The organism is Corynebacterium testudinoris (genome assembly GCF_001021045.1).
Classification (GTDB): domain Bacteria; phylum Actinomycetota; class Actinomycetes; order Mycobacteriales; family Mycobacteriaceae; genus Corynebacterium; species Corynebacterium testudinoris.
The window spans coordinates 2,339,049-2,351,285 of record NZ_CP011545.1 but is presented as its reverse complement, the minus strand read 5'-3'; the positions used below and the strand labels follow the sequence as shown (position 1 = coordinate 2,351,285).

General features: G+C 64.4%; 13 protein-coding genes and 1 tRNA gene. 8 read left to right on the top strand and 6 right to left on the bottom strand.

Features of this window, described 5'->3' with window-relative positions; all coding sequences use genetic code 11:
- Nucleotides 1-113: 113 nt before the first annotated feature.
- Genes CTEST_RS11315 through rlmB form a run of 4 tightly spaced genes read left to right on the top strand, consistent with a single transcriptional unit; the run spans nucleotide 114 to nucleotide 4,431 of the window.
- A complete protein-coding gene (locus tag CTEST_RS11315) occupies nucleotides 114-1,268 on the top strand; it encodes an N-acetylglucosamine-6-phosphate deacetylase (RefSeq protein ID WP_047253813.1) in 1,155 nt (384 codons plus the stop codon).
- A 16-nt stretch (nucleotides 1,269-1,284) separates the two neighbouring features.
- The gene (gene nagB, locus CTEST_RS11310; RefSeq protein WP_047253812.1) at nucleotides 1,285-2,079 is read left to right on the top strand and encodes a glucosamine-6-phosphate deaminase; all 795 of its coding nucleotides are present in this window, start codon (nucleotides 1,285-1,287) and stop codon (nucleotides 2,077-2,079) included.
- Nucleotides 2,080-2,089: 10 nt separating this feature from the next.
- Entirely contained in the window at nucleotides 2,090-3,481 is a 1,392-nt protein-coding gene (cysS, locus tag CTEST_RS11305) for a cysteine--tRNA ligase (RefSeq protein WP_047253811.1), read from the top strand.
- A gap of 8 nt (nucleotides 3,482-3,489) precedes the next feature.
- Nucleotides 3,490-4,431, top strand: coding sequence for a 23S rRNA (guanosine(2251)-2'-O)-methyltransferase RlmB (gene rlmB, locus CTEST_RS11300; RefSeq protein ID WP_047253810.1), 942 nt, complete (start codon nucleotides 3,490-3,492; stop codon nucleotides 4,429-4,431).
- Nucleotides 4,432-4,439: 8 nt separating this feature from the next.
- Here rlmB and CTEST_RS11295 read toward each other — a convergent pair whose 3' ends face one another.
- On the bottom strand, nucleotides 4,440-5,297 hold the full coding sequence (locus CTEST_RS11295) for an alpha/beta hydrolase family esterase (protein ID WP_236686091.1): 858 nt from the start codon (nucleotides 5,295-5,297) through the stop codon (nucleotides 4,440-4,442).
- 47 nt (nucleotides 5,298-5,344) lie between these two features.
- On the opposite strand from CTEST_RS11295, the gene CTEST_RS11290 reads away from it, so the two are divergent.
- Nucleotides 5,345-6,436 (top strand): LacI family DNA-binding transcriptional regulator, encoded by a 1,092-nt coding sequence (locus tag CTEST_RS11290; protein ID WP_047253809.1) that lies wholly within the window; start codon nucleotides 5,345-5,347, stop codon nucleotides 6,434-6,436.
- Here CTEST_RS11290 and otsB read toward each other — a convergent pair.
- Genes otsB through thrE form a run of 5 tightly spaced genes read right to left on the bottom strand, consistent with a single transcriptional unit; the run spans nucleotide 6,396 to nucleotide 10,913 of the window.
- Nucleotides 6,396-7,145 carry a trehalose-phosphatase gene (gene otsB / locus CTEST_RS11285; RefSeq protein ID WP_047253808.1) on the bottom strand — a complete coding sequence of 250 codons (750 nt, stop codon included), beginning with the start codon at nucleotides 7,143-7,145 and terminating at the stop codon, nucleotides 6,396-6,398. The two genes, CTEST_RS11290 and otsB, sit on opposite strands and share 41 nt — an antisense overlap.
- A gap of 58 nt (nucleotides 7,146-7,203) precedes the next feature.
- Entirely contained in the window at nucleotides 7,204-7,656 is a 453-nt protein-coding gene (locus CTEST_RS13140) for a hypothetical protein (RefSeq protein WP_052844387.1), read from the bottom strand.
- Complete coding sequence (locus tag CTEST_RS11275; RefSeq protein ID WP_047253807.1) at nucleotides 7,653-9,065, bottom strand: alpha,alpha-trehalose-phosphate synthase (UDP-forming); 1,413 nt, start codon at nucleotides 9,063-9,065, stop codon at nucleotides 7,653-7,655. The genes CTEST_RS13140 and CTEST_RS11275 overlap by 4 nt, the downstream gene beginning before the upstream one ends.
- A gap of 9 nt (nucleotides 9,066-9,074) precedes the next feature.
- Nucleotides 9,075-9,404 carry a hypothetical protein gene (locus tag CTEST_RS11270; protein WP_047253806.1) on the bottom strand — a complete coding sequence of 110 codons (330 nt, stop codon included), beginning with the start codon at nucleotides 9,402-9,404 and terminating at the stop codon, nucleotides 9,075-9,077.
- Nucleotides 9,405-9,452: 48 nt separating this feature from the next.
- The gene (gene thrE / locus CTEST_RS11265; RefSeq protein ID WP_047253805.1) at nucleotides 9,453-10,913 is read right to left on the bottom strand and encodes a threonine/serine exporter ThrE; all 1,461 of its coding nucleotides are present in this window, start codon (nucleotides 10,911-10,913) and stop codon (nucleotides 9,453-9,455) included.
- Between the two features lie 79 nt (nucleotides 10,914-10,992).
- Between thrE and CTEST_RS11260 the strand changes: the two genes are divergently transcribed.
- The 3 genes from CTEST_RS11260 (at nucleotide 10,993) to CTEST_RS11250 (ending at nucleotide 12,164) form a co-directional block, all read left to right on the top strand.
- Nucleotides 10,993-11,065: transfer RNA gene (locus CTEST_RS11260), tRNA-Thr, on the top strand.
- A 200-nt stretch (nucleotides 11,066-11,265) separates the two neighbouring features.
- Nucleotides 11,266-11,634 carry a hypothetical protein gene (locus tag CTEST_RS11255; RefSeq protein ID WP_052844386.1) on the top strand — a complete coding sequence of 123 codons (369 nt, stop codon included), beginning with the start codon at nucleotides 11,266-11,268 and terminating at the stop codon, nucleotides 11,632-11,634.
- Between the two features lie 275 nt (nucleotides 11,635-11,909).
- Nucleotides 11,910-12,164, top strand: a complete 255-nt coding sequence (locus CTEST_RS11250) for a hypothetical protein (RefSeq protein ID WP_047253804.1) — start codon at nucleotides 11,910-11,912, stop codon at nucleotides 12,162-12,164.
- The last annotated feature ends 73 nt before the right edge of the window (nucleotides 12,165-12,237 follow it).

The window sequence follows — 12,237 nt, the reverse complement described above, 5'->3', positions numbered from 1 at the left end:
AAAGGTGGGCGCAGGCGGCGTGAGAAATTCCCGCGGTCACCAGGGCAAGTTCCTAGACATAAGACATCATACCTCTAGTGGACAGGTCTTGTCTCCCGCCCTATTCTGGAGACGTGAAAGAGTTCATTGGAAAGCTCGTCAACGCGCACGGCGTGATCCCCTACGCCCGCCTCAGCATCGACGGCGCGGACATCGCCGCCATCGACCCGCTCCCCGGCCTTCCAGATGACAAGGCCCTCACCTTCGTCCCCGGCTTCGTCGACCTCCACAACCACGGTGGCCTGCGGGGATCCTTCCCCACCGCCACCGCCGAGGAAGCCCGCATCGCCGCCAACTACCACCGCGCGCACGGCACCACGACGATGCTCGCCAGCTTGGTCTCCGCGACGGAAGCCTCAATCCTCGCGCAGGTCCCCGTCCTGGCAGACCTCTGCGACGAGGGTGTCCTCGCCGGAATCCACCTCGAAGGCCCCTTCGTCAACGCCTGCCGCTGCGGTGCCCAAGACCCCGCCGCCATCATCCCCGGCGACCCCGACCTGCTCGACCGGGCAGCGCGCGCCGGACGCGGGCACGTCCGCCAGATCACCTTCGCCCCCGAAACCGCCCACGCCCACGCCCTGCTGGAGGTGTGCGCAGCCCACAACATCATCGTCTCCCTCGGGCACACCGACGCCTCCTTCGAGCAGACCAGGGACTTTATTAGTGACGCCGTGGCAGCCGACGTCACCATCACCGCCACCCACCTGTTCAACGCCATGCCCCCGCTGCACCACCGCGCGCCGGGTGCTGCCGCCGCACTCATCGCCGCCGCAGCCGAAGGCAAGGTCAGCGTGGAACTTATTGCCGACGGCGTGCACCTCGCCGATGGCACCGTCGACATGGTTATGCGCGCCGTCGGCGACGAAGCCTTCTTCATCACCGACGCCATGCAAGCCGCCGGTATGGACGACGGGGCATACAACCTCGGCACCCTTGATGTCGTCGTCGCCGGGGGAGTGGCCCGACTGGCCACCACCGACGGCAGCGAAGGCGCCATCGCCGGGGGCACCTCCACCCTCGCGGAGCAATTCACCCGCCACGTGGCCCGCGGCGTCGACCTCACCACCCTCGTGGCAGCCACCTCGACCACCGCCGCCCGCGTGCTCGGGATCGGCGATCGCGCGGGGCACCTCGCCGTGGGATCCCCGGCCGATATGGTGGGGCTGGATGCGGATGGCAACGTCGCCGTTGTGGTCGCCGCCGGCCAGATCATTACTGATAACCGCTAAGAAGGAAACAGACACTGTGGAATTGATCATTCGCCCCACCTCCGCCGACGTCGCCGTCACCGCCGCGGACGTCCTCGCCGAGCACGTCCGCCGGGGAGCCACCCTCGGCCTGGCTACTGGCTCCACCCCCGTGGCCACCTACCAAGAACTCATTCGCCGATATGACGCCGGCGAGCTCAGCTTCGCCCAGTGCCGTGCCTTCCTCCTCGACGAATACGTCGGCCTGCCCCGCGATCACGAGCAGAGCTACTACCGCACCATCCGCCGCGAATTCACCGAGCACATCGATATTCCCGATGCCCGCGTGCAAAGCCCCGACGGCACCGACCCGAACCCCACCGCCGCGGCCGACCGCTACGAGATGGCTATCGTCGAGGCCGGGGGCATCGACATCCAGCTGCTGGGCGTGGGCACCAACGGCCACATTGGCTTCAATGAGCCCGGGTCCTCACTGGCATCGCACACGCGCCTGAAGACCTTGCATCCGCAGACCGTCGCCGACAACGCCCGCTTCTTCGATTCCGCCGACGAGGTTCCCATCCACGTTCTCACCCAGGGTTTGGGCACGATCCGCAACGCCCGGCACCTGCTCCTGCTGGCCACTGGCGAGGGTAAGGCAGACGCCGTCCGCCGCCTCGTCGAAGGCCCTGTCGCGGCATTCTGCCCGGCCTCAGTCCTGCAGCTCCACGAGTTCGCCACCGTCATTGTTGATGAAGCCGCCGCCAGCGACCTGCAGTACAAGGAGTACTACCGCTTCGCCGAAACCAAGAAGTCGCAGTGGCAGGGCTGGGGCGGGTGGAATCTCGCCTAGACTTGTCCACGTGACATTACGCATATTCGACACCGCCACCCGCACCCTCCGCGATTTCGAGCCTGTCCGCGCCGGACATGCCTCGATCTACCTGTGTGGCGCCACCCCCCAGGCGGTGCCCCACATTGGGCACGTCCGCTCCGGGGTGGCCTTCGATATCGTGCGCCGCTGGCTCATGGCCCAGGGCTATGACGTCGCCCTCGTGCGCAATGTCACCGACATCGATGACAAGATCCTCACCAAGGCCGCCGAGCATGATCGGCCCTGGTGGGAGTGGGTGTCCACCCATGAGCGCCACTTCACCTGGGCCTACGACCAGCTAGGTGTTCTGCCCCCATCGGTCGAGCCGCGCGCCACCGGCCACGTCACCCAGATGGTGGAGTACATGGAGCGGCTCATGGAGCGCGGCTACGCCTACGTGGTCGACGGCTCGGTGTATTTCGACGTCGCCGCCTGGGTCGCCACCGAAGGCTCGGACTACGGTTCGCTGTCGGGCAACCGGGTCGATGAGATGGAGCAAGGGGAAAGCGATAACCAGGGCAAGCGCTCGCCGCAGGACTTCGCGCTGTGGAAGGCCGCCAAACCGGGTGAGCCGTCCTGGCCGACCCCGTGGGGCGCGGGCCGCCCCGGCTGGCACCTCGAGTGCTCCGCGATGGCCACGTGGTACCTGGGCGAGACCTTCGATATTCACGGCGGCGGCCTCGACCTGCAGTTCCCACACCACGAGAACGAGATCGCGCAGGCCCACGCCGCTGGCGATGGGTTTGCTAACTATTGGATGCACAACCACTGGGTCACCATGGCCGGTGAGAAGATGTCCAAATCCCTGGGCAACGTGCTCTCGGTGCCGCACATCTTAGAGCTGGTGCGCCCGGTGGAATTGCGCTACTACCTGGGCTCTGCCCACTATCGCAGCATGTTGGAGTACTCTGAGGCGTCGCTGCTCGAAGCGGCTGCCGGATACCGGCGCATCGAGGACTTCCTCGCCCGCGTCGGCCCGGTCGAGCTCGGGGAATGGACACCTGAGTTCGCTGCCGCCATGGACGACGACTTCGCGGTGCCGCGCGCACTCGCCGAAATCCACACGGCGGTCCGTGCCGGTAATTCGGCGTTGGCTGCTGGAGCGGGCGATGATGCCGTCCGGCTCGCCGCCTCCGTCCGCCGCATGGCGGCGGTGCTCGGCGTTGACCCGCAGGACCCGCAGTGGGCTGAGGGGGCGTCGATAAGCGAAGGAGCGATGGCCGCTCTCGACGTCCTCGTTGGCGCTGAGCTGCAGCGCCGCACCACCGCCCGGAAAGACAAGGATTGGGCATCCGCCGACGACGTCCGTGACCGTTTAACGGCCGCTGGCATCGACGTCACCGACACCCCCGACGGCCCGCAGTGGTCGCTGAAGAATTAGGAAAAGATATGGCTAAGCAGGGACGACCCGGGGCACGCAAGACCAACAAAAAGGGTGCCGTCAAGGGATCCGGCGGGCAGATCCGCCGCGGGCTCAAGGGCAAGGGGCCGACGCCGCGCGCGGAGGACCGCGAGTACCACGCCGCGCATAAGCGCAAGAAGCTGGCCGAGCGCCGCGCTCAGGGACGCCACGTCAAGGAAGAAACCAACGAGCTCGTCGTGGGCCGCAACCCGGTCATCGAATGCCTGCACGCTCGCGTCCCCGCCTCGGCGCTGTTCGTTGCAGAAGGCACCGGCGCCGACGATCGCCTCTCCGAAGCTGCGACGCTGGCCGCCTCGCGCGGCATCCCGATCATCGAGGTCCCGCGCTTCGAGCTGGACAAGATGACCGGCAACGGCATGCACCAGGGGATTGGCCTGCAAATTCCCCCGTACAAGTACACCGACGTGCACACCCTCATCGCCGACGCCGCCCGCGAGGTGGAGCCCGGCATGTTCGTCGTGCTGGACAACATCACCGACCCCCGCAACCTCGGCGCCGTCATCCGCTCCGTCGCTGCCTTCGGGGGCCACGGCGTGGTCATCCCCGAGCGTCGTGCCGCTGGCGTGACCGCCGTGACCTGGCGCACCTCCGCCGGAACCGCCGCTCGCCTGCCCGTCGCCCGGGAAACCAACCTCACCCGCGTGCTCAAGCAGTTCAAGGACAACGGGTACCAGGTCGTTGGCCTCGACGCCGGTGGGGATTTCACCCTGGACACCTACGACGGCGGAACCGACCCCGTGGTCATCGTCGTCGGCTCGGAGGGCAAGGGCATCTCCCGCCTCGTCCGCGAGAACTGCGACGTCATCATGTCCATCCCCATGGAGGGCTGGGTGAACTCCCTCAACGCTTCCGTCGCGGCGGGCGTGGTGCTCAGCGAGTTCGCCCGCCAGCGGAGGGCAAGCAACTAGCAGTTGGGTTAGTCCCAGCCGAAGAACTGGGCGAGGACGTCCGCGGCGACGATGGCGTCCGTCCCCGGCCCAATCACCGTGGAGTGGATCACCTTCGGCGCCGGCACGACGTGCCCCATTCCCTCCACGCTCCACAACTCCACGCCCGGCTTGCCGTCGCGGGCCCAGGTATCGATGGATACCCCATCGAGCACCCTGCGCGCATGGTCTCCTGCACCCAGGCCATTGACCGTGGCAAAGGAGGCGGCCGAATCCTGCGCCGAGAGCAACTCCCCGCGCAGGTGCTCATGATCCAGGCCAGCGACCCCGCCTTCGTAGTGGACAATGGCGTCCGCGGTGCCATGAATCGCCAGGTAGGGCGTCGGTTCCGGCGTGCCCAAGCCATCGAGCAGATTGTTCGGCGCGGGCAGGGTGGCTGCGAAGGTGGCAGCCCGGGTGAGGAGGCCGGGGGCGTCGAAAAGCAAACGAATGACCATCTGACCACCGTTAGAGAACCCGCAGGCGAAGACCTGCGCGGGGTCGATGCCGCGGTGGGTGACGGCCCAGGAGACCAGCGCGCGAGTGAAGCCAACATCGTCGATGCTGAGCTCGCGGGTGCGCTCGCCCAACAGCAAGCGGGCATCATTGAAGTGGCGTTCCACCCCATCCGGGTAGATCAACACCGTCCCGGTGCGGGCGGCAATCGCGTCGAAGGTGCGGCCGGTGAAATTGCGGGCCACGTTGCCGTTTTGCAGTGACCCATGGAAGTAGAACAGCAGGCGCGGATTCGCCGGGAGCACTCGTGGAGTGACCATAACGAAGGTGCGTTCGCGGCCGCCGTGGCGTAGCTTCACGCGCTCGGAGGAGTACGGTTCCGGTTCCTTCACGGCGATCAGTCTAACCCCTGCTAGATTCCCCTGCTAGATTCAGACTCATGCTTAAACGTGGGCGGACAGTGGGGACTCTCGCGTCGTTGGCAGCGGAGTTGGGGGTGTCGCGGACGACGGTGTCCAACGCCTACAACCATCCTGACCAGCTGTCGAAGGATTTGCGGGAACGGATCCTCGCGGCGGCGGAGGCGCGCGGCTATCCCGGCCCGGACCCCATGGCGCGTTCCTTGCGCACGCGGCGGGTCGGTGCCATCGGCGTGCTGCTCACGGAGCATTTGTCTTATGCCTTTGAGGATCAGGCGTCGGTGGATTTCCTCGCGGGCATGGCGGAGGCGACGTATGGCACGGATTCTGCCTTGACGCTCATTCCGGTTGGTCCGGAATCGGGCGAGGATCAGGCGTCGGCGTCGGCGCTGGTGGGGCGCTCGGTGGTGGATGGGTTCGTGGTGTATTCGGTGGCGAAGGATGATGTGCATTTGTCGGCGGCCCGTGCTCGGCATCTGCCGGTGGTGGTGTGCGATCAGCCGACGGATACGGATCTGCCGTTCGTGGGCATCGATGATCATGCGGCGATTCAGCCCGCCGCCCGCGCGCTCATCGACGCCGGGCATACCAAGATCGGGGTGCTGTGCATCCGCCTGCATCGGGTGCGTCTCGATGGCCCCGTCTCCCCGGAGCAGCTCACCTCCGCCGACATGCACGTCCAGCGCAGCCGCGTGCAGGGGGCGTTGGAGCAGTTCGCCGCCGCGGGCATCACGGAGGTCCCCGTGGTCACCCGCCACATCAACGATCGGGAGCACTGCCTCGATGCGGCCCGTGAGCTGCTAGAAACCCACCCGGAGCTCACCGCCGTGCTGTGCACGACTGACTCGATGGCCATCGGCGTGCTCAATTACGCCGAGCAGCAGGGCCTGAGCGTGCCTGAGGATCTGTCGGTCACTGGGTTCGATGGCGTGCGGTTCGCGCTGTGGCGCGACCTCACCACGGTCATCCAGCCGAACCGGGACAAGGGGGCTGCGGCGGGCCGCATCCTCCAAGAGCTTATCGACGCCCCCCAGGATCACATCGCCCCCCGGCACATCCTGGAGACGACGTTTAATCCAGGCTCAACCGTCGCTGCTCCAGCAGCTCGCTAAAGAGCTTGCCGACGGCCGCGGTATCCGCAATCCGCATCGTCGCGGCAGTCTCCCCCTCACCGACTTTCACGCCTAAGTCCTGTGGGCGCAGGGCGAGGAAGCCATCCTCGTCCGTGGTGTCATCGCCGAGAAACAGGGCGCGGCTGGGTTGCAGGCGCTCGATCGTCGCGGCGATCCACGTGCCCTTGTTGACGTTGGCGACGGAGAACTCCACGATGTTCTTGCCCACAATCATGGACATCCCCGCGTGATCCAACGCCACGGCCCGGGCCAGCAACTGCTTCGCCGCCGCATCATCGGAGGTGGCCAACTTAGCCACGTGGAGCACCCGCTGGAACGGCTTGGCCTCCACGAACGCGAGCGGCTGCGCAGCGATGAGCGGGGCCAAACGATCCTCGATGTCGGAGAGCTTAGCCGCCATCTCCTCCGTCAACTCCACCCCATCAACGTCCGATTCCGCGCCGTGCGACCCGGAAAACATCACCGGCGGCTGCAGGTGACACACCTTATGCAACCCCTCGAGGTGCCGGCCCGACAACACCGCGACGTGCGTGTTGGGCAGCGCGGCGAGCTCCTGCAGGGCGATCACCGCCTCGGGGTTGACGGGGACGTCATAAGCGTCGGTGGAAAATCCGGCGATAGTCCCATCGAAATCACTGACAACGAGGAGGCTATCGGCGGTGGCGAGGTCGTGGAGGGAGGCGCTCATATGCCCCACCTTAATCAAGCCCGAGGCGCGGTTTCGGGGAATGAGACTAGATCAACGTCTATCCCAGCGACGACAGACCAATCGCAGGCCGGTCGATCTCGTCGCCGCGCAGCGTGAGAGTGAGCTCGGTGTCATGGGGTTGATACAGGTCAAAGGTCGCGCCGGGCACCAGGAGAGCACTGAGCTGCTCATGGGTCCACGCCGCGCGGCAGTCGGCGGGCGCGGCTTCGACCTCGATGCGATCAATGGTGACGGACTGGGCATCCTTGGCGGCCACCGTGGCACCATCGCGGGTAAACGTCACCGCGCCCTGAATCGGCGAGCAGCCCGTAGTACCAGCCAGGGAGGCCTCGCCGAACGCCAGCGCGCCACCGACCGGGACCGCCGCCGGGGCACCCGGATCAGTCCAAATATTCGTGACCTGCCAGGTGGCCTCGGTGATGGTGGGCGGCGGGGCGGAACAAGCGGCGAGCACGCCCACAGCCGCGATGGCTAACACCCGGGCCTTCATGACTCCACCTTAGCCAGGGCGTCGAGGAAGGACCCCGCCCACACATCGACATCGTGCTCCATCACCTGGGCGTGCATGGCCAGCATCCGCTCCCGGTGCACCTCCGGGGTCGTGCTCAATCCCGTGGCCGCTGTTGCGATCGCCCGCTTAATGGATTCCACATCGAAAGGGTTGCACAGGTTGGCCTGGGGAAGTTCGATGGCCGCTCCAGCAAACTCCGACAGCACCAGTGCTCCCGACCCATCGCCGTGGCAGGCTACGTACTCCTTGGCCACCAGGTTCATGCCGTCTTTAAATGGGGTGACCAGCATGATGTCCGCCGCCTCATAGTAGGTGCGCAGCTCCGCCTTGGGCAGTGATTGGTGCAGGTAGTGGACCACCGGATGGCCCATGGAACCGAAGCGGCCATTGATGCGGCCCACGGCTTCCTCCACCCGGGAGCGAGCCTGGCGATACTGCGCGATGCGCTCGCGCGACGGCGTCGCAATTTGTAAGAAAACCACCTCATCCGGGTCCAGCGCCCCGGATTCCAACAACTCCTCAAACGCGAGGAGGCGCTGCAAGATGCCCTTGGTGTAATCGAGCCGATCCACACCGAGCAGCACCGTCCGCGGATTGCCCAACGAGGCCCGCAGGGCCTCGACGCTGCCTTCCACCCCCTCGCCCAACGAGGTGGGGTCGATGGAGATGGGGAACGCACCGACGCCGACGCGGCGGCCATCGGTATGCACGTGGGCGTCGATAAGCCTGGTGGAGGCTGAACCACTCACCTCGTGGCCCGCACGACGAGCAAGATCGAGAAAGTTGTTGGCACCGGACTCGAGGTGGAAACCGATGAGATCCGCGCCAAGCAACCCACGGATCGTCTCATCGCGCCACGGCAGCTGACGAAACAGATCAGCGCCGGGGAAGGGGATATGCAGGAAGAAACCAATGCGCAGGTCAGGGCGCATCTGGCGCAAAATTCCGGGCAGCAACTGCAGCTGATAATCCTGCACCCACACCGTCGCACCCTCCGCGGCGACCTCCGCCACCTCCGTAGCAAAACGCAGGTTGACGTCGCGGTAGATGTCCCACCAATCGCGATGATAAATGGGGGTGACAATGAGATCGTGATAGAGCGGCCAGAGCGTGGCGTTAGAAAACCCCTCGTAGAAGCCCTCAAAATCCGCCGACGACAACCTCACCGGATGGAGGAGCACCCCACCATCAGTGCGGAAGGGCTCAGGCGCCTCATCAGCGACCCCCGGCCACCCAACCCAGCACCCCTCGTGGCGCTCCAAGACAGGCGACAGCGCGGCGACCAACCCACCCGGACTCGGAGCCCACGTGCGGGTGCCGTCGGGGGAGGTGTGCAGATCAACCGGAAGGCGATTGGCCACCACCACGAAGCTGTTGTCACCGCTCATGAGCAGAGACTAAGCCTTCTTGGTCGTCTTCTTAGTGGTCTTTTTAGTGGCCTTCTTTGTCGCCTTCTTGGTGGCTTTCTTAGCAGCCTTCTTCGTCGTCTTCTTCGCTGCCTTGCGGGTGCGCTTAGTGGGCTTCGGCTCCGCGTCCTCCAGCTCAGCGGCAACCTTCTTGTACACGAGGCCCTTCGGCTCCACGCCGAGCATGCACATCAACGTCACGCCATCGAGGAAGTCGGTCGAATACGTGGCGACGATGCGTCGAGCGCCGGCAGCGGTCTCCTCCTCCACGGCATGCATGGCTTCGGGGGTGGGGCGGGTATCGGTGACCTTGGGCGGCACAAATCCTCCTGTAAGCGGTCCGGGGTGGAACAGACAGTCAATTCTACGTCACGAGCGAGGAATTTTCCTCTTCCGGCGATCAATTTGCTGGAACGTCAGCCGGCGGCTCTGCCGGAAGTAACGATAAAGATTCAACGTCGGCGGGCGGCGCAAGCGACGGGCCACCCACTCGCCGAGGACCACGCCCGCCGCCAGGCCACAAGCAATAGCCAGCGCGAGCGCGATATTGGTGAAGCCCACGAGCATCTGCTCATGCATCGACGCGTACATGCCCCGATACACTGCCAGGCCCGGAAGGAAGGGCGTGATGCCCGCGATGGCCGTGATAAGCGGTGGAATAAGGAAACGACGGGCCAGCAGACCACCGGCGAGGCCAATGACGACCGCCGCAACCGAAGCCGCGACAACCGGACCAACGCCAAAGGGCAACAACGCGAAATAGTAGAAAGCGCTACCAGCCAGCGCCGTCAGCGCGGAGATCACCACCGAGGACCACTCCGCGAAACACGCAATGGCAAACCCGGCAGCCGCCACCGCACCGGAAAACACGCGCACCGAACTCGACGTGAAGTTCGGCGGAGGGCTCGTCTCCAGCGGCGGCAGAGAAATCCCCATCATCGCCGTCAACGAAATACCAATACCCACCCCAGCGACGATCGCCCCCGTAAACAACATCGTCTCAAAAAAGCGTGCCGACGCCGTCACCGGCGCCCCCGTAATCCCATCCTGCAACGACTGCACCAAGGTCAAACCTGCCAACAAAACAATGATGCCCGACGCGATGATCTGCGACGGCGTAATCCGCACACCCAGCTCAGCCGCCAACGAATAGATCACAGCCGCCGGCAGCGTAGCGACGATCCCGCCAAACACATTCTGAAAAAACGTCGGCAACTGCTTCCGGCCCAGCCACGTATTCATCGCCATGATGAGGCTCGACGTACCAAACGCCGTCGCCGCCACCAACCAACCACCGCCGAGCATGACAGCGACCGCACCACCCATCAACCCCCACCCCATGATGGACGTCCACGTCCCATACTGGGCAGGAGCAGCAGCCAACTCATCGAGAATCCGCTCCGCCACCTCCGGCGGCGTGGCACCCGCCTGGATCGAACGAATCAACCGGTCCACTTCCGACAACTTGGAAAAATCCATCGTCATCTTCCGCACCACCCGGAACACATTCACCGGAGTCTTCCGATTCTGCCCAATAGTGGTGAAGATCGTGATCGTGTTCATCGTGATATCCACATGGCAATAATGCAGACCATACGCCGACGTCACCGCATGAATCTGCGCCTTCGTATCCGAATTCGACGTCCCCGACGACAGCAAAATATCGCCGATCCGCGCCGCCAAATCCATCACCGCCGCCACCTGCGTGTGGTCAGTCAGATCAATAGGAGCCAGCGGGGAGGGCGGCGGGGCAGCCTTAGCGGCGTCGATTGTCGCGATCCGGCCCGAACCGGTGAGGAAAGACGCGAACTTCTCAGTCAACGTGGACACGGTGCGCAACCCTAGCAGTTTCCGACGCCGCCCACTGCTGCGGTACTATTCCCACTCAGCGGGGTGAGAGCTTCGCGGTGCTGGAGTGGCGCAATCGGTAGCGCAACGGTCTTGTAAACCGTAGGTTGCGAGTTCAAGTCTCGTCTCCAGCTCAGTGATTTGTAGCGGCCTGGGGTCGGGGGCTGGCGTCGCGAGGAGCCCGTCGCGATCAGGGCGTCGCGAGTGCCAAAATTCTCTAGAATGTAAATTCCGATTTTCCGCGACCTGCGGAAACGTGAAGCAGCCCGATGTATCTTAGAGAATTTTGGCACCCTGCCGGGTTACGCCACTGTTTGATCAGCAATGAGGGACAATGCCAATAGCATCTGAAGAGTCAGGCCGGATCACCCTGTGCCCGGACTACGGCTCGGCTTGGGGACTCTGGTCAGATTCTCCCCTGAGCGCCCCGAAGGCAGGGGAGCTACTGACCCCCACGCACTTCCAATTCAGCGAGGATCTCACGGCGGCATTACGACTCTGGATAGACCAGTGGCGGCTGAATTATGCCGATGCGCCCGAGACATCCTCCCCCTCGTGGAGATACGGATTCGATCGGGAGTCATGGGCGAAGGACGGCGATGAGATCGCTCGCCTCATCGGGGAAGAGCTGTCTGGATTCGAGGTCGATCGGCTCTACCGCTTGTATCTGAAGGATCCAGTGCGATCGAGTGACGTTGAGTGATTAAGGGAGTGAGTGGTGTAGATGCTGATCAAGGTCTCGTCTGGTTCGTTGCAGGCTGATGTCGCGATCAGGGCGTCGCGATCAACATAGATTCTCTAGAATGCATAGCCCGGTTTTCCACGACCTGCGGAAACGCGAAGCACCTCGGCGCATTCTAGAGAATCTATGTAGGCCATCCGATCGCACCAATTGACCTTGTACCGTGACAATGCATCGGGTGAGAGCTTCCGAAATTTTGGTATTGAAAATGGGCCACCAGCGGATACGCTAACGGTATGACCTTCGCAATACCCGAGCGAACCTCAGTCACCCTGTCCGAGGACCTCCGAGCCCGGATCGCCACCCTGCCCGATGGGCCTTTGCCTAAGAACGCGTCGGCGTCGGACCTCATCAGTTGGCTGGTTGAGCGTGGTGTGGGCGTTGAGGAGGAGGCGTCAGAAATGCGGGCGTATGCGGAGTTGGGAGCTGAACAGGCGCCCTTTCGGGAGGGTATGCGCAGACGTCGGAACCGTAGGCGGCTTGGCCTGTAATTCCCGCTCGCCGAAGCAGCTAAGTGTGTCATCCTGGTAGTCGACAAACTAGTCCCCACACCTTGGCAAGGAG

What these genes read in the sequence shown, in the direction of transcription:
- rlmB (WP_047253810.1), top strand. Translation starts at nt 3,490, where the DNA reads ATGGCTAAGCAGGGACGACCCGGGGCACGCAAGACCAACAAAAAGGGT.
- CTEST_RS11290 (WP_047253809.1), top strand. Translation starts at nt 5,345, where the DNA reads ATGCTTAAACGTGGGCGGACAGTGGGGACTCTCGCGTCGTTGGCAGCG.
- otsB (WP_047253808.1), bottom strand. Translation starts at nt 7,145, where the DNA reads ATGAGCGCCTCCCTCCACGACCTCGCCACCGCCGATAGCCTCCTCGTT.
- CTEST_RS13140 (WP_052844387.1), bottom strand. Translation starts at nt 7,656, where the DNA reads ATGAAGGCCCGGGTGTTAGCCATCGCGGCTGTGGGCGTGCTCGCCGCT.
- CTEST_RS11275 (WP_047253807.1), bottom strand. Translation starts at nt 9,065, where the DNA reads ATGAGCGGTGACAACAGCTTCGTGGTGGTGGCCAATCGCCTTCCGGTT.
- CTEST_RS11255 (WP_052844386.1), top strand. Translation starts at nt 11,266, where the DNA reads ATGCCAATAGCATCTGAAGAGTCAGGCCGGATCACCCTGTGCCCGGAC.
- CTEST_RS11250 (WP_047253804.1), top strand. Translation starts at nt 11,910, where the DNA reads ATGACCTTCGCAATACCCGAGCGAACCTCAGTCACCCTGTCCGAGGAC.